The 20,680-nt window shown below is 45.4% G+C and carries 15 protein-coding genes; 5 read left to right on the forward strand and 10 right to left on the reverse strand.

What is annotated here, in order from left to right:
* Positions 1–300: 300 nt before the first annotated feature.
* The 4 genes from A8O23_RS06710 to A8O23_RS06725 all read right to left on the reverse strand — a co-directional run bounded on the left by A8O23_RS06710 (position 301) and on the right by A8O23_RS06725 (position 4,966).
* Positions 301–1,542 carry a 3-phosphoshikimate 1-carboxyvinyltransferase gene (locus A8O23_RS06710; protein ID WP_317039526.1) on the reverse strand — a complete coding sequence of 414 codons (1,242 nt, stop codon included), beginning with the start codon at positions 1,540–1,542 and terminating at the stop codon, positions 301–303.
* Positions 1,539–2,579 carry a 3-dehydroquinate synthase gene (gene aroB / locus A8O23_RS06715; protein WP_066618569.1) on the reverse strand — a complete coding sequence of 347 codons (1,041 nt, stop codon included), beginning with the start codon at positions 2,577–2,579 and terminating at the stop codon, positions 1,539–1,541. The genes A8O23_RS06710 and aroB overlap by 4 nt, the downstream gene beginning before the upstream one ends.
* 262 nt (positions 2,580–2,841) lie before the next feature.
* Positions 2,842–3,729: a hypothetical protein gene (locus A8O23_RS06720; RefSeq protein ID WP_153042102.1), complete on the reverse strand. Its 888-nt coding sequence runs from the start codon at positions 3,727–3,729 to the stop codon at positions 2,842–2,844.
* 142 nt (positions 3,730–3,871) lie between these two features.
* Positions 3,872–4,966, reverse strand: a complete 1,095-nt coding sequence (locus tag A8O23_RS06725) for a bifunctional 3-deoxy-7-phosphoheptulonate synthase/chorismate mutase type II (protein ID WP_066619481.1) — start codon at positions 4,964–4,966, stop codon at positions 3,872–3,874.
* Positions 4,967–5,088: 122 nt separating this feature from the next.
* Here A8O23_RS06725 and A8O23_RS06730 point away from each other — a divergent pair, with 122 nt between their 5' ends.
* The gene (locus tag A8O23_RS06730; RefSeq protein ID WP_066618573.1) at positions 5,089–6,276 is read left to right on the forward strand and encodes a proline dehydrogenase family protein; all 1,188 of its coding nucleotides are present in this window, start codon (positions 5,089–5,091) and stop codon (positions 6,274–6,276) included.
* 159 nt (positions 6,277–6,435) lie between these two features.
* Here the strand turns inward: A8O23_RS06730 and A8O23_RS06735 are convergent, their stop codons facing one another.
* On the reverse strand, positions 6,436–6,639 hold the full coding sequence (locus tag A8O23_RS06735) for a hypothetical protein (protein ID WP_066618576.1): 204 nt from the start codon (positions 6,637–6,639) through the stop codon (positions 6,436–6,438).
* Positions 6,640–6,773: 134 nt separating this feature from the next.
* Here A8O23_RS06735 and A8O23_RS06740 point away from each other — a divergent pair, with 134 nt between their 5' ends.
* The 3 genes from A8O23_RS06740 (at position 6,774) to A8O23_RS06750 (ending at position 9,249) form a co-directional block, all read left to right on the forward strand.
* Positions 6,774–7,355: an RNA polymerase sigma factor gene (locus A8O23_RS06740; protein ID WP_066618578.1), complete on the forward strand. Its 582-nt coding sequence runs from the start codon at positions 6,774–6,776 to the stop codon at positions 7,353–7,355.
* A gap of 50 nt (positions 7,356–7,405) precedes the next feature.
* Positions 7,406–8,509: a S1C family serine protease gene (locus A8O23_RS06745; protein ID WP_066618580.1), complete on the forward strand. Its 1,104-nt coding sequence runs from the start codon at positions 7,406–7,408 to the stop codon at positions 8,507–8,509.
* Between the two features lie 197 nt (positions 8,510–8,706).
* Positions 8,707–9,249, forward strand: coding sequence for a hypothetical protein (locus tag A8O23_RS06750; protein WP_066618582.1), 543 nt, complete (start codon positions 8,707–8,709; stop codon positions 9,247–9,249).
* Between the two features lie 269 nt (positions 9,250–9,518).
* Here A8O23_RS06750 and A8O23_RS06755 read toward each other — a convergent pair whose 3' ends face one another.
* On the reverse strand, positions 9,519–10,373 hold the full coding sequence (locus A8O23_RS06755) for an energy transducer TonB (protein ID WP_066618584.1): 855 nt from the start codon (positions 10,371–10,373) through the stop codon (positions 9,519–9,521).
* 340 nt (positions 10,374–10,713) lie between these two features.
* Here A8O23_RS06755 and A8O23_RS06760 point away from each other — a divergent pair, with 340 nt between their 5' ends.
* Positions 10,714–12,822 (forward strand): carboxy terminal-processing peptidase, encoded by a 2,109-nt coding sequence (locus A8O23_RS06760; RefSeq protein WP_066618587.1) that lies wholly within the window; start codon positions 10,714–10,716, stop codon positions 12,820–12,822.
* A gap of 105 nt (positions 12,823–12,927) precedes the next feature.
* Here the strand turns inward: A8O23_RS06760 and A8O23_RS06765 are convergent, their stop codons facing one another.
* From A8O23_RS06765 to A8O23_RS06780, 4 genes are all read right to left on the reverse strand, one after another.
* Positions 12,928–14,094 carry a trans-sulfuration enzyme family protein gene (locus A8O23_RS06765; RefSeq protein WP_066619483.1) on the reverse strand — a complete coding sequence of 389 codons (1,167 nt, stop codon included), beginning with the start codon at positions 14,092–14,094 and terminating at the stop codon, positions 12,928–12,930.
* Positions 14,095–14,225: 131 nt separating this feature from the next.
* Positions 14,226–15,137, reverse strand: a complete 912-nt coding sequence (locus A8O23_RS06770) for a PorP/SprF family type IX secretion system membrane protein (protein ID WP_066618590.1) — start codon at positions 15,135–15,137, stop codon at positions 14,226–14,228.
* Between the two features lie 131 nt (positions 15,138–15,268).
* Positions 15,269–16,990, reverse strand: coding sequence for a gamma-glutamyltransferase (gene ggt / locus A8O23_RS06775; RefSeq protein WP_192849034.1), 1,722 nt, complete (start codon positions 16,988–16,990; stop codon positions 15,269–15,271).
* Between the two features lie 205 nt (positions 16,991–17,195).
* Positions 17,196–20,531 carry a T9SS-dependent choice-of-anchor J family protein gene (locus tag A8O23_RS06780; protein ID WP_066618593.1) on the reverse strand — a complete coding sequence of 1,112 codons (3,336 nt, stop codon included), beginning with the start codon at positions 20,529–20,531 and terminating at the stop codon, positions 17,196–17,198.
* Positions 20,532–20,680: the final 149 nt, after the last annotated feature.

A 20,680-nucleotide genomic window follows, 5' to 3' on the forward strand; every position in this document is an offset into this window, starting at 1 on the left:
ATCTTGTACGGCAGAGAAACAGCCATGTTTTATAAATACAAATAAAAACATCAATTATTAGCAATAACACAATTACAAACTTATTTATATACAATTCTGCTATCAAACACAACATAGATTTTCTACAGCTTATGCCCCTGAAAACATAAGGCGCCCACCTTCTCCTTCTGAACAACAAGCACAATTGTTACTCATAAAAGTGAATCTGAAAACTGTGTTACAACAAAGAAGCCTGCTGATATCAGCAGGCTTCTTTGTTGTAAAGCTTAGCAATGGTGACTACGCTTTATTTTCAAAAATCTATTGCACTTCCTCCACCTCAAAACCTGCTTTTTGCAATTCCTCCCAGTACCGCGGGTACGACTTCCGTACTACTTTTGGTTCTTCCACCACCAACGGCAGTTTCAACGCCAACGGTGCAAAGGCCATGGCCATGCGGTGGTCTTCATAGGTATGCACTCTCGCTTCGTTTTCAGGCTGTTTTTCTAAAATCAGCTTAAAAACGTCAGGCTCTACTTCAGTTAAAGCAGCACCAAATTTCTGCACCTCGTTCTGCAGCGCAGCAATACGGTCCGTTTCTTTGATCCGAAGGCTTTCAAGACCTGTCATCTCTACCTCTACCTTTATACCGGCGGCTAAGGCGGCTACAGTTTGAGCAAGATCTGGGCAGTCAGAGAAATCTATGCGTTCTGGCTTCTCCTCTTTTGGCTGTTTGGTCAGGCGTACCCCATTTTCAGTGAATTCTGTCTTCACCCCAAAAGGTACCATGAGCTCGGGCAGTACGCTGTCGCCTTGCAAAGAGTTAAAGCGAAGTGCAGGCAGAAACACATCGGCTTCCTGGGCCAAGGCAGTCATGCTATACCAGTAACTGGCCGCAGACCAATCTGACTCAACGGTAAACTCCTTGGCTTGGTACTTTTGAGCCGGTACTGAAATATGGTTGCCTTCAAATTTTGCCTGCACGCCAAAATGCGCCATTTGCGCCAGAGTCATACGGATGTAAGGCGCCGAACTGATCTTCCCCTCAAGTGTTAACTCCAGCCCCTGCGGTAACAGCGGACCAATCATGAGCAAGGCTGAAATGTATTGGCTGCTGATGTCGGAGCGTACACTCAGTTGATTGGTTCCGGTGCCCGAAAAGCCTTTCATTCTCATGGGTGGGTAACCTTCTTCGCCTAAATATTCGATGTCAGCACCTAACGTTCTTAAGGCATCTACCAACACACCTATTGGCCTTTGGCACATGCGGGGGGTTCCCGTGAGTACCAGTTTCTGGCCAGTGGCTGCGTAATAGGCGGTTAAAAAGCGCATGACGGTTCCGGCATCTTCGGCACTTACCTCTTCTCCAGCAGGCGTAGATAAAATACGGTTTAGAAGCTGGGTATCGTTGGCGTCAGATAAGTTATGTATAAGGAAATCTTCGCCCGTAAGGGCTCTGATAATAAGGGCACGGTTAGCCTCACTTTTAGAGGCAGGCAGGATTGCGGTCCCGCTCAACTTGCCCGTAGGGTGCGACACGCGCACAGCTGCGGCTGACATCATAGGGTTTGGTAATAGCGCAAGGCATTTTCAACCTCGCTCAGGGTAACAGGTTTATCATACACGGCTACGCCGATTTTTTCTAAAAGAGTGCAGTTAATGGTAGCCCCTGAATTCTTTTTATCGTGCAGGCAAAGAGCAGAGATGGCGGTTAATTCAGAAGCCTCAATCTTCACCTTCTCATAAATTGAAGAGATAAAGGTTTCTATCTGCTCCAGTTCCTGCTGCGAAAGCAGACCTTTCTGCACCGATAGCCATGCCTCACATATCATACCGGCGGCAATGGCCTCGCCGTGCAACAGCATTTGGCTTGGCTTCTCCAGAAAGTAACTTTCTATGGCGTGGCCAATGGTGTGACCAAAGTTCAGAATCTTGCGCAAGCCGTTCTCCAGTGGATCTGCCGTTACAACTCTGGATTTAATTTCAATGGAATGGCGGATAAGGTCGGTCCAGTCTTCGGTGAACATACCAATGTGGCGCTGCTGCTGGAACATATCACCATCGGTTATAAGCCAATGTTTGATTACCTCAGCGTAGCCCGATTTCATTTGGCGCAGGTCCAGTGTCTGCAAGAATTCAGGATTCACCAGTACCGCCACGGGTTCTTGAAACACGCCAATGTGGTTCTTGAAGCCCATGAAATCAATACCCGTCTTACCACCCACACTCGCATCAACCTGAGAAAGCAAGGTGGTAGGCACATTCACAAACCGGATTCCTCGTTTGTAAAGGCTGGCACAGAAACCACCTAAGTCGGTGAGAACGCCGCCGCCTAGGTTCACCAAAAGGCTCCAGCGGTCCAGCCCCTGCTCGGTCAGCTCGCGCCACACATGCTCACAGGTTGCCAGGTTTTTGTTTTCTTCGCCGCTCTTAATATGAACTACATGGTGCCCCTGCGGCAGCGAATTTTTTAGTAAAGGGTAGCAATGCCGGTGAGTATTTTCATCTACCAGCACCACTACCTTTTTAAAGGCACGGTTCTGCAGCAGCTCTTGTAGCTGCTGTACTGCTTCTTTGCCTATGAAAATTTCTTCGGTCAAGGTAATCTGAGTTTATTTTATGTTTCCGGCCTATTTTTCTTAAAACAGGTGGAAAACAGAATAGGTGATACCAAAAAGGAACAGTTTTAGCGTTTACGGAACGAAAATTTCAGATAAACACTACAGAGCCACTCATTTTGACAATACAGAGCACAAGGTACTGCCAACTTAGCAAAAGAAGGCAATAAAGAGCAGAAGATTTTTAATATGTTCTTCTAAAACATAGGTACAGGTGCAGTAAACCTCAATAGTTAAATAACACTTACCTAGTTTGCTTTACCATTTCATATTTCAATTTGCCTTGCACCAGCTTCATCTTTATAGTGTCCTCAATAGCCTCAAATAGAGAAAGCGTATCACCGTTAATTCTATAGGCATAGCACACCTGTTGCTCTGCCTGCAAATTGAAACAAATTTGGTCAAGATCATTGAAAGGACCAGCCACAAAGTCTGTGAGTACATAATATGTTTCAGCCCCTGAAAGTCCCTCTATAGCTCCGTTATCGTTCATTATGACTTTTACCGGAGCGTCGCCCTGCTCTTGTTTCAACATGTAAGAACCCGAAAACAGTTTTTGATTCACCACATGCTGTATGCCCCAAGCGGCATCATTATCTGTTTGTTTAGCACTTACTTTTTTGAATTGGGTTTTGCCTAGCAATTTGTTCCCCGCAGTGTAATGATAAAGGTACAAGGCAGTGTCTTGCGCTGCTGTTTCATACCCTAATTCATACCTGTTGGTCCGCTCTTTGTAATCTGGAATATTTGTTTTGAGGCTGGTAGAAGATTGGCCTTTCTTAAAGTAAAGCATAAAGCTATACCCTTCATGATTGTTCAAGCTTGACCCCACCTCTAAACTATCGCTTCGCAAGTTATCTGTGATAATAAGGGTCGTTAGGTTTTCTAACTTATGAGATGAGGCTATGGGAGATTTTGTCTTCTCAATGTCCTGAATATAATCACTCAGCACCCACACTCCATTTATAATTGGGGAGAAGTTCCTTCTCAAGCTATCTGCCCCAGTCATTACGCTGGCATCTGAAGCTTTGGTTACAACAACATCAGCGGTAGTGGAAGCACCTTCTCTACGACCACAAGCACTCAAGACAAAAGCACAAATAAAAAGTATAGGAAAAAGGTGGGGGTTCATATAGAGGGATCCTGAAGACTAGCTGGCCATTAAATTATATCTACCGGCAGTGTTGATTTTATTCTATTAGATTAAAAAAAGAAAAGTTGTGAGATAAATAGAGTTGTTTTAGCCCTCCTTTTCAAAAAGTAGCCCCAAAACGCTACTCTTCCTCCTTCTTTCCGCTCACCACCTCCGTCTGTACCCTGATTGATTCTAGGTGAATGAGTTCATACAGTTCTGCGGCAAATTTTGAGTTAACCTGCATCTGCCTGGCCCACTCTTTTCTGGTGTCAAAAATGCTTTTCCAGCGCTCGGGCTGCAGTACGGCAATATTGTTCTGCTTTTTGTCTTCGCCTATTTGCTCTACCAAACGTATGCGGCGGGCCAGAGCTTCTATTATTTCACGGTCAGCGCGGTCAATTTTCTGCCTTAACTCCTCGGTACGGCTAATAAAGGCTTGGTCTGGCAGGCTACGAACCTGTAGTTTAGCTAAGATATCACCCAACACCTGCGGAGTAATTTGCTGCTCGGCATCAGACAAAGCTTGAGCAGGGTTAGGGTGTGTCTCAATCATCATGCCCTCAAAATCTAAATCCAAGGCCTTCTGACTGATAGGAAAAATAAATTCTGGTTTACCCCCAATGTGGCTAGGATCTACAATAACGGGTAAGAAGGGGTACTGACCCTTCAGCTGAATAGGAATTTGCCAAAGCGGCTGGTTCCGGTATTCAGAGGGCTCATAGCTGGAGAATCCGCGGTGAATGGCAGCCACATCCTTCAGCCCCACAGCCCAAAGCCGCTCAATAGCCCCAGCCCATAAACTCAGATCTGGGTTAACAGGGTTCTTCACCATTACAGGTACGTTCGTTCCACGCAGGGCGTCTGCTAACTCCTGTACTGCAAACGGGTTTACCGTGGTGCGGGCGCCAATCCAGAGTACATCAATGTTATGCTTAAGCGCAGTTTCTATGTGGTGCGGGCGGGCTACCTCCGTGGCTACGGGCATACCCAACTCCTGCCGTACTTCCTGGAGCCACTGCATCCCCTCAGCCCCTACCCCTTCAAAAGTACCAGGCTTGGAGCGCGGTTTCCAGACACCAGCCCTGAAAATGTCTACCTGCAGGTCTTTCAGCTGCCGGGCTGTTTCCAGTACTTGGTCACAAGATTCGGCACTGCAGGGTCCGGCTACCGTTAAAGGCTTGCGGCGCAGCTTGCTCAACTGGTGAAAATAATTGTTTTGTTTGCTGTGTTCCATGGCCTTAAATCCGTAAGCGTAGTAGAAAACTATTTTAAACCTGCTTTTCAAAAAATAGGCGTAAAATAACTAACAACCGTTTTTACGTTATCTTTGTACGCCCTAAAATAGCACCTAAAAAGATGAATCCCGCACCAAAAGTCTCTTTTGAAAACACTGCCATTGCGTTTGCCGATAAATCTGACGCTGAACTGTATAAAACCTATCTGCTTTTTGCAGCCATGAACAACAATTCATTGGTGAAAATGGGAGGTGGCTTCATGAAAAAAGCGCTTGCCTGGAACCTGCCCGTTAAGTTTGTGATCAAGAAAAGCATTTTTGAGCAGTTCTGCGGAGGTGAGACCATTCAGGAGTGTAAGCCTACTATAGAAAGACTAGGAACCTCTCACATTGGCACTATCCTGGACTACTCTGTTGAAGGCGAAAGCAACGAGGCCAGTTTTGACCATACGGTGCAGGAAATTATTTCCACCATAGAAGTAGCGGCTACCTCAGACCACATTCCCTTCTCCGTATTCAAGGTAACGGGCGTAGCCGATCCGGCGCTATTGGCCAAAGCACAAACCACCTTTGAACTGAACCAAGATGAGAAAGCTGCCTTAGGAAGAGCTCGAGCAAGAGTAAAAGCAATTTGCCAGCGGGCATATGAGCGGGGTGTGCGGGTATTTATAGATGCCGAGGAAAGTTGGCTGCAGGAAACCATTGACCAGCTGTGCTATGAAATGATGGAGCTCTTCAACCAGGAGCGCCCTATTGTCTACAATACTTATCAGCTCTACCGCCACGACCGGCTTGAGATAATTAAGCGCGACTATGAGCGGGCCTTGCGGAATGGCTACTATTTGGGCGGCAAACTGGTGCGTGGAGCTTATATGGAAAAAGAGGCTCGCGTGGCGCAGGAAAAAGGATACCGCAATCCCATAAACCCCAGTAAACAGGCAACCGATGATTTATTTAATGAGGCTCTAAAATTTTGCGTGGAACATATTGACCGTATTGCCATCTGCTCCGGAACCCATAATGAACAAAGCTGCTACCTGCTCATGGACCTGATGGAACAGCACCATATCTCACCAAATGACGAGCGCATTTACTTTGCCCAGTTGCTTGGCATGAGCGATAACCTTTCCTACAACCTGGCTCATGCCGGTTACAATGTAGCCAAATATGTCCCCTACGGTCCGGTAGAAGCAGTTATGCCGTACCTTTTACGCCGTGCCGACGAGAACACAGCCATAGCCGGACAAACTAGCCGCGAATTTTCATTGGTTAAAAAGGAACTGGAGCGGCGTAAGCGGCAACGTGCCTAACCTATAATAAAAAGAAAGACCTGTTTTTCGCCTGTTTTTTGGAAAACAGACGAAAAACAGGTCTTTTTGTAGCTGGTACAAATAAAAAGCGTCTACTGCGCAAGCCGCAGAAGACGCTTTTCATCTTAACCTAGTGGTATGCTAACGCATACCGGCTAATTACTGAACTGGAGCTACAGTAGTATCAGCAGAAGCATCAGTAGTAACTGCAGCTGAATCACCTTCTAAAGTAGTAGGCTCAGCAGTTTCAGTTGTAGCTTCAGTAGCAGCTGCATCAGTAGTTTCAGTTTCAGCTGGTTTAGTCTCGCAAGAAGCGAAAGCGAACATACCGGCAACTAGGGCAAGAGAAAATACCTTTTTCATTTTGAAGATTTTTAAAGGGTTTTAGCGTTAAATTCACCCTTTATACCACTACCCCCGAAGAGGTAACCCAGTATTTTTAAATATTTTTTTATTTTTTTTCTTGGGTTACTAATTCGCTGATTCTGTATTAAATGATGAGCATGAGTAGTAAGGCTTTTGTGACCGATGCCGACATTATCAGAGGTATTCTGGACGAGGACGAGACAGCTTTAAGCAGGCTGTACAAACTCCACTTCCCTATGGTGCTGTACTTTGTACAAAGCAACAACGGAACAGAAGATGATGCCAAGGACATCTTTCAGGAGGCGGTAATTGTTTTCTATGAGAAAATCAGAGCCGGTCAACTGGAACTCAATTGCCAGATTAAGACGTATTTATATTCCATCTGCCGTAGGCTGTGGTTAAAAAGACTGTCGCGCAGCAGCAGGTTCAGTACCGGTCTGATTGAAGACACTGAGGCGGAACTGACTGATGCGCAGGAAGACGCAGATCAGGCAGAGCAGAACGAACTGAAGTTTACCGCCATGGGCAATGCCCTGGCCCAGTTAGGAGAGCCCTGCAAAACACTACTTGAAGACTTTTATATAAGGTCTATGGGTATGCCAGAGATTACCGAAAAGTTTGGTTACAACAACGTTGACTCTGCCAAAAACCAAAAGTACAAGTGCTTGATGCGCCTGAAAAAGCTTTTCTTTTCAGATTATCAGCAACCCTGATGAGGAAGCCAGCATAGAAATTACATACATCCTGCCAGGATGAACTATATATGAGTGACAGGGAATTATTAGAATTTATAGAGCGGTATCGCCAACACCAGGTGACATCTGCTGAACGGGCGGCTTTTGAAGAGCGGCTGGCCACTGACCCTGCCTTTGCCCAACGGGTAAAAGAGTTTGAGTTATTCTCCTCTACCCTCTTTGCGCACGGTAAGCAGTCTCAATTCAGAGAGAAGCTTAACCACCTCCATAGTGAATGGAAGGCTGAGAATGTGGTGCCTGTTGTTGCGCCAGTTCGCAGACGCACACCAATGCAACAGTTCATGAGCCGCTATGGCGCCACCATGGGCGTGGCCGCTACAGTGGCCATTGTTACTGTTTTCAGTAGTTTGTTAGGCATGGAAATGTGGCGTTCTGCCACTCAGCAAAACGCTGCCCGTTATGTAGAACTTCGCCGTGAGGTAGATGCGCTTAAGAGAAATCAACGGGCATTGGTAAAAGATGTTCTTTCTACCACCAAACCGCCAGTCAACCCCGGCCAGTTCACTGGCACCGGATTCGCCCTTACCTCAGACGGTTATTTTGTGACCAGCTACCACGTGATTGAGGGAGCGGACTCTTTGATGATAGAAAACAAACTGGGTATTAAATATAAAGTAGAAGAAATCTATTCTGATCAGGTACGTGACCTGGCCCTGCTCAGAGTGATAGACACCGCCTTTACCGGATTTGGAAAGTTGCCATACTCCTTTAAACAAAAAGAAACTGATCTTGGAGAGCGCGTCTTTACCTTAGGCTATCCACGTGAAGACATAGTTTATGGTGAGGGTACCCTCAGCTCACGCTCAGGAGTATACGGTGATACTGCTTCTTACCAGATCTCGGTGCCTTTGAACCCTGGTAACAGTGGTGGCCCTTTACTAGATGACCGAGGCAACATGATTGGGGTAATCAGCGGTAAGATGTTAGGAGTAGATGGTGCCGCCTTTGCGGTGAAATCAGCTTACCTGCTTTCTCTGCTGGAGCAGCTCCCGGAGAATAGGTTACCACAGCCGGTAAGACTTCCAAAGGTAAATACGCTGGCTGGTAACCCACGCCCCCAGCAGCTGAAAAAGCTTCAGGACTTTGTGTACATGGTGAAAGTATATAACTAAATACCAGGCAGCTACTGCTGCAAATGAAGGTTTAAAACAAGAAAGCCCGCGCCTGTGCGCGGGCTTTCTTGTTTTAAGTCAATCGTAACCTATCTAATTATAACTCGTTAATCTTACCATCTGACTATCAGATAGCCGCTAACCACGGTTAAGCTATTACAACTATGTTACACTTACTTAATATTAAACAACGAGCTATGGAAAACCACACTGGAAACACCGGGAATTCCCGCATGATGACGGGTATGTTCAGAGATAGAGAAAGTGCAGAACGCGCATACAACGCTTTACATTCACGCGGCTACACAAAAGACGACGTGAACGTAATTATGAGCGATGATGCCCGTAAGCGCCACTTCGCAGACAACAGAGACAACGACACTGATCTAGGAAACAAAGCTCTTGAAGGAGCCGGAGCCGGTTCAGCCATTGGTGGTACTTTAGGTGCTATTGTAGGTGCTATTGCCGCCATTGGTACTTCAGTTGCCTTACCTGGTTTAGGTTTGGTTATTGCTGGCCCGTTAGCAGCTGGTTTAGCTGGTGCTGGTGCTGGTGGTTTAACTGGTGGCCTATTAGGTGCCTTGGTTGGTTCTGGTATTCCGGAAGAACGTGCCAAAGTATATGAGTCCGGCATCAAAGAAGGTAACATTGTGATGGGCGTGACCCCTCGCAACCAAGCCGATGCCGATTATTTCGAAAACGAATGGCGTACTCACCGCGGTGAGCACATCTACCGTTAATCAAAAATAGATTAAAAAGAAGGGCCAGCTGTCATAGCTGGTCCTTCTTTTTTTTGCCCAGTTACCTTTAAGTGTTTTTAAGCTGTTTTACCAAAAAGAAGCTTAAACCAGAGACTCAATTACACTTACTTTAGGCTTTAAAATTTTTCACTTAAGAAAAGTGGCTTCAGTGGAAGCCGGATCACAAAATTCTGTCTTGATACAAATTTCAAATAAAAATTCCTGGCAGTATAACTGCCAGGGATTTTTATTTGAATATGCCGCAAGCTTTATTTTAACTCCAGCCTTATCGGGAGGGTCATTCTTACAGGTACTTTGCGGCCATTTTGCACTCCCGGTTTCCAGCGGGGCATCTTTTTCAGAACCCTAATGGCTTCTTCTTCGGTGCCATAGCCTAATCCTTTTAAAATGGTGATATCAGCCACTTCGCCATTAGGCATGATGACAAAGCTGGCTACCACAGTTCCTTCTATGCCATTTCGTTGGGCGCCACCAGGGTAGCGAATGTTTTTACTTACAAAATCCATGAGTTTAGCCATTCCTCCGTTAAACTCTGGCATTTGTTCTACAACTACAAAGGGTTCTACGTTAGAGGTTCCGGTAGAAGTACCAGCCCCGTCTCCGTCTCCTATACCAGTACCTGTTCCGGTACCGTCGCCAAGTGCAGGATTGTCAATGGTGGCGGGGCCGTCTCCATCTTGAGTAGCAAGGCCAGCGGTAGACTGGGCAACCGTACTTCGGTCAGGAATGACATCAGTCACGTCTTTTTTATCATCTACCACTTTTGGAGTGGTGTCTTTGATAGTGGCTACTTTCTTGCCGCCGCTTTCTGGCTGCTCAACCGGAGGGGTCACTTCAGGTTGTACAACCGGCAGCTCTTTATAATCATACCAAATAGGTGTTGTTGGATCTGCCTTTGGCACCACCACCTCATCGCTTCCAAACAGCTTTCCTACCAGAATGGGTAATGAAAACAGCAAAGTGAACATTGCAATTGCCATCAGTAGGGCTTGCCCTATGTGCCGAGGGTACAACTTCCGCAACAGATAAGCTCCGTAGGCTTTGTTACGTCCTTCAAAAATGATGTCTTGAAGGGTGGCCGGATAAGCTGTTTTCATTTCCATAGTGTTTGAGGTTTAAGTGTTACATTGGTTTAAATAAGATTTTTATGACGGTTCGACTTGAGTTTTATTAAGGGTTACGTGCAGCCTTAGTTTTCAGTTAGTCTGCATGCCTACTATTTTAACAAATTATAAAATGATATCAAAGCGCTGGAGCTACATTCTTTCAAAAATCAACTACAAAAAGTTAAATTCTGGCACTTTTCTGTTTTCTTACATTTTATTTTATAAATTAACAGGTTGCTTACACCTTATTGGGGTTATTTTCGTTATACAGAGTACTGTATGCGCTAAAACAGGCACTACTTTTGTTATATACTTGCCGACTTTATCACATTGACATATGTTCTCACTTAAAAATAAACTGGTTGCCTACGGTGCCGCTGCCTCAGTGGTATTTGGCATAGCCTCCTATAAACTACTGGAAAAAGATGGCCCCACCCGTGACCAGAAAAATGAAGTTCTCACCCAAGTTCTGATCAGAGGTCTGAGCTCGGCTCACTACTCTCCGGAGCGTTTGGATGATAATTTCTCGCAGAAAGCATTTGACCTGTACCTGGAGCGCCTGGATAATAACAAAAAGTTCTTGCTGCAGTCTGACGTAGATAAGCTAATGGCTTACCGTACCCGTCTGGACGATCAGATTCAGAGCGGATCATTTGAGTTTTTTGACCTTTCTATGCAATTGTTCAAAAAACGAGTACAAGAGGCCGAAAGCTACTATAAAGAAATTCTGGACAAGCCCTTTTCATTTGACAAGGAGGAAACCATTGAGGTAAAATCTGAAAAGTTAAAATACGCCACTAGTCAAGCCGCTTTAAAAGAAGAGTGGCGCAAATATTTAAAGTATCAAGCCCTGATCAGAGTAGCAGATGCCGTAGACAGTCAGGAGAAAGCTGATACTACGGGAGCTACCCAACCTAAGAAAACATTTACTCAAATTGAGGCCGATGCCCGCAAAAAGCTTCGTGAGAATTATGATGAACTGTTCAAGCGGATGGGGCAGTTTGAGAGTGAAGACTGGCGTTCAACCTATCTTAACTCCTTTGCCAATATCTACGACCCGCATACTGAGTATTTCGCACCAAAAGAAAAAGAAGACTTTGACTTTGAATTCTCTGGCCGTTTAGAAGGTATAGGTGCGGTTCTGACGGAGAAAGACGGAGTAATTAAAGTTTCTGAAATCACTCCGGGAAGCCCTTCTTATATGCAAGGAGAATTAAAGCCTGGTGATGCCATTCTAATGGTGGCCCAAGGCGACAAAGAGCCGGTTGATGTGCAGGGCATGCGTCTGGACAAAGCGGTATCTTTAATCAGAGGCAAAAAAGGTACAGAAGTAAGATTACACGTTAAAAAGGTAGATGGTACCATGAAAATCATCTCTATTATAAGAGATGTGGTGGTACGCGAAGAAGGTTATGCCAAATCGTTACTGATAAAAGGCCAGAAGCCAATTGGGTATATTCACCTCCCTGCCTTTTATGCTGACTTTAAAAATGCCGGTGGGCGCAACAGCGGTAAAGACGTAGCTGCCGAAGTAGCAAAACTGAAGCAAGAGAACGCTCAGGGAATTATTCTTGACTTGCGCAACAACGGGGGTGGCTCACTGCAAGACGTGGTGGACATGGTAGGCTTATTCATCAAGTCCGGACCAGTAGTACAGGTTAAATCTGCCAATGGCCCTGCCGCCGTGCTAGAAGACCGCGATGCGCAGGTGCAGTTTGGTGGGCCGTTGGTGGTGTTGGTAAATGAAAACAGTGCTTCAGCCTCTGAAATACTTGCCGCTGCCATTCAAGATTATAAGCGTGGTATTATTGTGGGTTCTTCTACCTACGGAAAAGGTACTGTACAGCAGTTCTTTGATTTAGACCAGGTGCTACCTGCTTCCTTTGACGCTGTTAAGCCGCTAGGTCACTTAAAGCTGACTACTCAAAAATATTATAGAGTAAGCGGAAAAACGGTACAGCTAAGAGGTGTTACGCCAGATGTTGTTCTTCCGGATACGTACACTTACCTGAAGTATGGTGAGAAAGAGCAGACCTATGCCCTTCCGTTCGATGAAATTCAACCGGCTAAATTCACAGCTTGGAACAACCCTTCCTTCCCGATGCAGAAAGTAGTAGCCTCTGCCAAAAACCGCGTAAAAGAGAGCCCAACTTTTTCATTGATCAACCAAAGTGCTTTGCGTTTGCAGGAAAGAGTAGAGAATACCACTCGTTCATTAAAGCTTAGCACTTACTTGGCGCAGGAGAAAAAGAATCAGGAAGAGGCCAAAAAATTGGAGACTGCCCGTAAAAACATTCCGCAGCTAGAGGTAGCTACTTTGAAAAACGATGTTTCTAAACTTGCCGCAGACACTGCAGCTTCTGCCAGATTTGAGGCCTTCACCCGCAATGCGAAGAAAGATCTTTATATCAGAGAGGCAGTTGCCATTCTTCGTGATGGATTATAATCATTAAAAATTCTAAACTAAAAGAGCCGCTGTAAAATTACAGCGGCTCTTTTTTTGCCTGTTTTTCTAAAAACATGCCTAAAACAGATATTGTGCATTCTTCTGTTATCTGCCCTTCATCTTCTCCAAGGCTTGCTCTATATCTTTGATAAGATATTCTGGTTCCTCTAGCCCTATGTAGAACCTCACCAAGGTAAAAGGCAGTGAAGATTTATAGTTACCCGATTTATAAGCTGCAGCAGCCGGATAAATCAAAGACTCATGCCCACCCCAAGAAGCAGCCATCAGAAAGTGTTGTAAGCTGTCACAGAAAAGATCTACCTCTTCTATTTTGTCTGTTTTAAGCCGGATGGTAAACTGACCAGTATTATTCTTCATCTGCGCTTTAGCTAACTGGTACTGGGGGTGTGCCGGCAGAAAAGGCCACATAATTTCCTCTATTTCCTCTCGGGTTTGCAAGTATGCCACTACCTGTCTGGTAGTTTGGGCAATCCGCTCCATCCGGATGGGCAATGTGCGTAGTCCGCGCAAAAGTAACCAAGCATCATGCGGAGACAGCACTGCACCTAAAGTCATGAACTCAGTTTCAAAGATCTTGTTGATCATCTGGCGGGTTCCACACACAACCCCTCCCATGGCATCGCTGTGACCACCAATATACTTTGTTGCCGAGTGCACCACCAAGTCAATTCCCATGCTTGCCGGATTCTGGAACAAAGGGCTTGCAAAGCTGTTGTCTATGACGGTGCAAATTCCACGTTCTTTTGCCAACGCTGCAATGGCGGCAATGTCTTGCAGCTCAAACGTAAAAGAGTTGGGGCTCTCTAAGAAGTAGAGTACTGTGTTAGGTTGGGTTGCTGCCAAATAATTAGCAGGATCAGTTCCGTCAACCATTGTCACTTCTACCCCAAAACGGGGCAAGAACCGCTGCATCAGTTTATTCGTCCACGTGTAAGGCTTTTTCACACACACCACATGGTCTCCCGCTCTTACCTGAGAAAGCACCGCTGCAGACACCGCCGCTATACCACTGCCAAAAGCAATGGCATGTTCAGTTCCTTCCAGCGCGGCAATTTTCTTCTCCAGCATATCCACGGTTGGGTTGTTGCCACGGGTGTAGAAATCTACCTCGGCTTCATGCTGCAGAGCATAGCGCATGGCTTCCACGGTACGGCAGGCAAAGTTGCTGGTCTGAACAATAGGTGGTGCCACTGCATTGAAATAGCTGTCTCTGTCTTCACCTAATTCGTTTAGAATGTAAGAAATGTCCATATAAGGCAGGCTGAAATGGTTTCTTACTTCTACTCTATGTAGCGCAACGGAGTTACCATTCATGTAAAGGCAGTAAAAACAAAAAGGGCGGTGCTGTTGCACCGCCCTTTTTGTTTTATTACAAATAAGTATTAGAATTTATATCTAAGACTTGCCTCTACTTGCGGATCAGGCTTAGCTACACCATTTGCTTCTTTTGTGATGTCAAAGGAAGTCATGAACTGGAACTTGTCATTAAGGTTTACGCCGGCATTTACTACTACAGGAGCAGATTTATCGAATTGGCCACGGTAAAACAAGCCACCCACCAAAACTTTATAATTAGCCAAGGCTCCAGCTTGAATATTTGTTTCAGCACCTGAATATAAAGCACGATCTACTAAGAAAGATGGAGTGATGCTTACCTGATCAGCCAAGTTGAATTTATAGCCTGCCGTCAAAAACATTTCTCTTACATCTTCACGTTCAGCAGTCTGTGATAAATTGAAAGTAGGCTTCAATAAACTAGTGAAACTAGCCCCAGCATAAAAATCACGATGGTTCAACCAAACCCCTAAGTCAATGTCTGGTCTAAGATCATTGTCATGACCAACCATACGGCGCCCATCAGGCCCTGCTGGCAACTCATACAAATCAACGTTCAAATATTCGGCTGCCAGTTGGGCACCTATGGCAATACTGCTTTGCTCGCCTAAAATAAATCTCTTAGAATAGGTCAAACCAAACTTTCCGAGCCAGAAAGCATCAAATTGGTCATACATCATCAGCACGCCTACTCCATTACGAGTGGTATCTCCCACTTGCCCTTGATACGTGGCTATGACAGACAACGGAGCCGAAGATGACTTACCTCCAATAGAGTTAAGGTGTGTGGTCAAGCCTAAGACTCTCTTCCCCTCAGCACCGGCATAGGCTGGGTTAAGATAAAAGTAGTTTTGATGGTAAAGCCTGGGTACCATGGTTCTTTTAGGTACCGTTTGAGCTTCTGCAAGACTAGCTCCGAGCATTACCAGCCCAAAGGCAAGTATTCTTTTCAACTTCATGGATATATACTAAAAAAGAAATTCAACAATAGAAGCCAGTATATGGCTTGCCTATAATAGCATTGTTTTGATGATCATTAAACTGCGGAGTAGACTTTAAAGTTCATCTCAGTTCTAGAAGGTATAATTAATTAATATCCATAAGCTACATCGTCTCCTCTAGGGTCGGCGCCTCCTTCCCATGTTCCGTTGGGTAATCTCACTATTCCTTCTACCCTTCCAAATTTGCCACGGTTGCGTATTTGGTGCCCAATTTTTTGTAAAGTTTCTCTGACCTCTGGCGTAAGCGCTGCTGCCTCTGGCTGAATGTGGTCTGGCAACCACTGGTGATGGAACCGCGGTGCACTTACTGCAGCCTGCATGGTCATGCCATGGTCTATCACGTTAAGTATAGTTTGGAAAACAGAAGTGATAATGGTAGAACCGCCAGGTGTGCCTACAATCATGAAAAGCTCTCCGTCTTTTTCAAGTATGGTTGGAGTCATAGAGCTGAGCATTCGCTTACCTGGAGCGATGGCGTTAGCCTCACCACCTAATAAACCAAACATATTCGGTACACCAGGTTTTGCGCTAAAGTCATCCATTTCATTGTTCAACAGAAAGCCAGCACCTTCTACCACCACTTTAGAACCATAGTTACCATTCAATGTAGTGGTCACAGAGGCTGCATTTCCCCATTGGTCTACAATAGAATAATGCGTGGTCTGGTCACTTTCCTTCGCCATAAAGTCGCCGGCCAATACCTGTACCGAGGGAGTAGCTTTGTTCATTTGTACAGTAGCCATGCGTTGGCGCAGGTAGTCTTGGTCTAGCAGCTTTTCTACAGGCACCTTATAATAATCCGGATCACCTAAGTAAGTTGCTCGGTCAGCGTACACCCGCCGCTCCGCCTCTACCATAACATGTACTGTGTTTGGCTTCTGCCATCCCCAGGCTCTTAAGTCATAAGGCTCCACCATTTTGAGCAGCTGCAGCAAAGCTAAACCGCCGCTGGAAGGTGGCGGCATTGAAATTACTTTATACCCTCTGTAGGTGCCAATTACAGGGTTACGCCAAACAGGCTTGTATTCTTTCAGATCTTGATGGGTGATTATTCCACCGCCGCGTCTCATTTCTTTCACAAACAAATCAGCAGTCTCTCCTTCATAAAAACCTGCTCTACCCTTGTCTCTGACACGCTCTAAGGTACGAGCCAATTCTGTGAGCGGCAGCACATCACCAGCTTTCCAGGGAGTATTTCGTACCAAGTGAGGGTTGAACTTATTGGCTTGAATAAACTCCTCACGGGTTTCATTCAAAGCATTTGCCTCCCGCTCAGTCAGTACTACCCCCTTAACAGCTAAGTCTATAGAAGGCTGAATTACTTCTTTCCAAGGCAGTGTGCCTAATTTCCGGTGTGTCTCCACTAATCCGTCTACTGCACCCGGTACGCCTACGGCCAAATGTCCTAATGTACTGGCCTCTGGCAGCACATTGCCTTGGGCATCAAGATACATGTCTCTGGTAGCTGCAGCGGGTCCTCTTTCACGATAGTCTAAAGAACCAGTTTCTCCGTTATTCTTTCTGTATACCAAAAAACCGCCACCACCAATATTTCCGGCTACCGGAAAAGCAACGGCCAAGGCAAAGCCTGTAGCTACCGCTGCATCATAGGCATTGCCACCCTTCTTCAATATTTCCAAACCAATTCTTGACGCTTCTGGGTGCGCACTTACTACCATGCCCTTAGAGGCAATAACACCTCTTTCTCCTTGGGCTGTGCTTACTGTTTTTTGACTGGAAAAACGGCAGCCCACAAACTGAAGCAGCACCATTACCAGCAGGAAAATATTTCGAAACAAAGTGGGGTTCATACGTTTTGGATGTCTTTTTGAAAAACGGCTTAAAAACAATGGCAACTAATTAGTACCTTCTGAAAAAGCTGAGCAAAGAAGGTACAAAGAAGATGTCTCTTATTGGCCAAATAACTTGAAAAGCGGCTAAAGTAACGTATTATTCAGCGCATAAAAAAGCCTGCCCATTAGAATTGAGCAGGCTTTGGTTTCACTTTTTGACGTGCTAGTTCTTCACTATTCTTACCTGATAGGTATTGCCTGCGGCCTTTACCCTTACCAGATACATGCCAGCTGCCGCTGCACTTAATTTTTGGTTTAAACGGTTAGTTACGGCATCAGCGTTGCCGTTAGTTTTCAGAAGAACCTCACCTGTAAGGGAGTATAACTGCAACTCAAATGCCTTACCCCCCATTCCGGAAGGCAAAGCTAACTGTACTGTTCCTGTAGATGGATTTGGGTATACCTTGAAACCAGCCGCATAGCTCTTATCTTCAATACCGAGTGGTCCCGTAAAATTGAAGCGTGCCATAACAGGCAAGTGGTCTGAGGTAGTACTGGTGTAGTAATCAGCGGAAGACGCATTCACTATGTCAAACGGTATTACTACACGGGCAGAATTGGTGATATAGTAATCCTGCAGCTCGTTTGAATACATGATATGGTCTATTACATTATCACGGGTTACGTATGAGCGCAGGCCTGCTTGGCTCAAAGGCATACTGGCAAAACGATACCGGTTCACATCATCTACAAAAGATTGATAAGTAGAGGCCGTGGGACTACTAATGTCTGCCACCGTAAAGTCAATGTCATCATTGTAATCTCCCAGCATAATGATGTTTGCGGTTGGGAAGTAGCGGTCCAAAGAATCCTTCAATACCTGCACGTCTACTCTTCGGCGGTTGTAGGCGTTAAGTGCTACTTCAGGGGAGCCGCTCTCGTTCGCCTTGGCATGAATATTAATCAAATGAATCCGTTTAGAAATGCCGTTAATGGTGGCATCTACCTCCAGAAGATATGGATATCTTCCGCTGGCCCAGAAATTCTGGATACCCGTAGTCCCCTGCAGCAAATATCTCCGGTGCACTTCATTTACTGTAGCTCTTTTATAAAAATAAGCCACCTCCTGGCTATTATTGGCATACGCCGACATAAACCCGTCGTACGCTGGCAACAAAGCTTTAAGCTCATTGAAAGCTGTTTCATTTGAGATCTCCTGAAAAGCATACACATCGGCGTCCAGGGCTTCTATCACTTTCTTCACGTTATCCCGCTGCAGTGTTTCATTGCTGGGCCCTTGGCCGGTAGAGCCGAACCACTCAATGTTCCAGGTAACTACGTCAAACGTTCTGTCTTTATCTAACACCGAGGCGGTAAGATATCCAACTGTCTGGTTGAGATTTTCGGCTGCGAAAGTAACTGGTCCGGCAAAAGCTTTATCGGTTACGTTAGGCGCAGTAAAGCGAACAGTAAAGGTGTTCGAAGCCCCCTCTGCCTGTGTAAAGGTTATACTCCGAGAGAAATCTGTACCGTTTTTAGACAAAATGAATTGCTCAGGCGCTTCTAAAGTCACCTCAGAATGTAAACCATTGATGTTGAAAGTAAAAGTTTTATCTACGGTTGTGCCCGGCGCAACAATTCCGAAATCAGCGTTGGCCAAATAGTTTAGGCTACTAACCAGGCTTGCGGGTGGCATTGTGTTGGAATTTGTGATGGCAACATCATCAATGGTCCATCTGGGAGCTGCACTAGTTGTAGAGTTGTAGACAAAGGCAATGTACACGTTGCTCTGCTTGAAATTAGAAAGATCAACATTCAAGGTCTCCTTCCATACATTGGAATTCTCTGCCGGAAACTGACCATTCAACTCTGCCCAAGTAACTCCGTTGGCAGTAGGGCTGCCTGTGCCGCTGTAATTAGTAGATACCATCAGTTTTAAAGGAGCTCCAGCAAATGCTGTTCTGGACCAGAAAGAAAGTACCGGATAGGTGTAGCCGCTACTTAAGTCAACTGGAGGTGAGATAAGCCAATCTTCGTTTGTTTGATTTCCTCCGCTGAACCCACTCATCTGCACGGCATTGCCAGTTTGGCCAAAGGTAGTGCAGCTCCAAGTTTGGGCGCCGGTAATGCTGTATTGAGTCCAACCGCCAGGCAATGCAGAGCTGCAGGCATCGAAATTTTGAAAATTAGGATTATACGCAGTGCCAGACAACGTCACTGTTACCTCTTGCGCTCCGGCAGAAGTATGCGTAATAGTACCCGTGTTATCAGTCGTACTTTCCGGGGCAAAACGAACATAGACTTTCTGCGCCGCAGCCAGTTCTGCCTGTGTATAAGTCAAAGATGCGGTTCCGTAGTTAGTCTCCTCATTTGTTTTAGAAATTTGATAAGGCCCGTTTACTGATACTGTAACAGGTCCTTGTAAATACATAGCTGACAAATCATACCCTGCTCCGGCTGACTTTCTCATTGTTTCAGTAAGCGGAAAGGTCAGGGAGCTTTCTGAGGTGCTAATGGTGGGTGTACCCGTTGCTGAGGTGGTGAAAGTATAACTAGAACCGGATATACCTGCGAAAAAATTACCAGAGACATCTTTGAATGCCCTGTTGTCAACAGTTGCCGTGTATGTAATACCAGGTTGTAAGGCAATATTCTTAATGATTACCTGCTCACCATTGTACTCCACTTCTGGATCTGTCGCACTTCTGGAGATACTTCCACCGTCCCAGCTGAGCGTTACCTGCCCCGTTCCAGCTAAAACTAATTCGCTAAAGTTCAACACAATGTCAAGTTGGGTAGCCACGTTAGCTGCTCCATTAACCGGTGTAGTAGAAATAAGAGAAGGAGGAACATTGTCTACGGCACTATAGGTAGGGGTTACCGTTAGGTCATCAAGGGCATACATTCCGTCATTACCAACATCATTGTTGTCTGTCCACCTGAACCATACGATTTCACCAGAGCGCAAGAGAAGATCAATTGCACCATTGATGGCAGTTTTATTAGTATCAGCATTTCCATTTATAGCCGCTGCCGAAGATGAACTTACTTGTTTTTCAACTAGATTAAGCGAAGACACAGCCACCCAGGTGCCGGTATTTAAACTTGTGGCATTGGTACTGTATTCAAAGGTGACTACCTCATTTACATCTGACGCGCTACCGGTTTTCCACTGTTCCATTACCCCAGCTATGCTCAGCCTGGTAATATCATTGTTGGTGCCGTTGGTAAAACTCACGCCAAAGGCTGGAATTGTAGTTCCGGAGGCAAGCGAACCAAGGGCACGGTCAGATGATCCCGTTGCACCTACATTGTACACGTTACCACTGTTACTGTCACCATTTGACACCTCCGGCGACAATCTTTCACCTACCGTACCGTTACCAGACATTCTTATGGCCGCCCAACCCGTTGGCAAGGTGGTGGTGCTCCCCATTCCATCAAAATTCTCTGTATAATTACCTCCGGAAAGATTAATCTGCGCCAATGCATCAGGCGAATATGCTGTCCAGATTAAACCAATCAGAAGTAAACTAAGCTTTTGTAGTTTTTTTACCATCACAACTTGGTTAATATTTAAATAATACAGACTAACTCCTCTGCTAATCCTATTTAATAAATACGGTTCCTGTCAAAAAAATCCGCAAGCAGAAAAAAATATCTGTCACCAATAATCTATTGCGTATTCATTATCAGCAACTTATCAAA

Origin of the sequence: Rufibacter roseus, from assembly GCF_001647285.1 — a bacterium.
Lineage (GTDB): Bacteria > Bacteroidota > Bacteroidia > Cytophagales > Hymenobacteraceae > Nibribacter > Nibribacter roseus.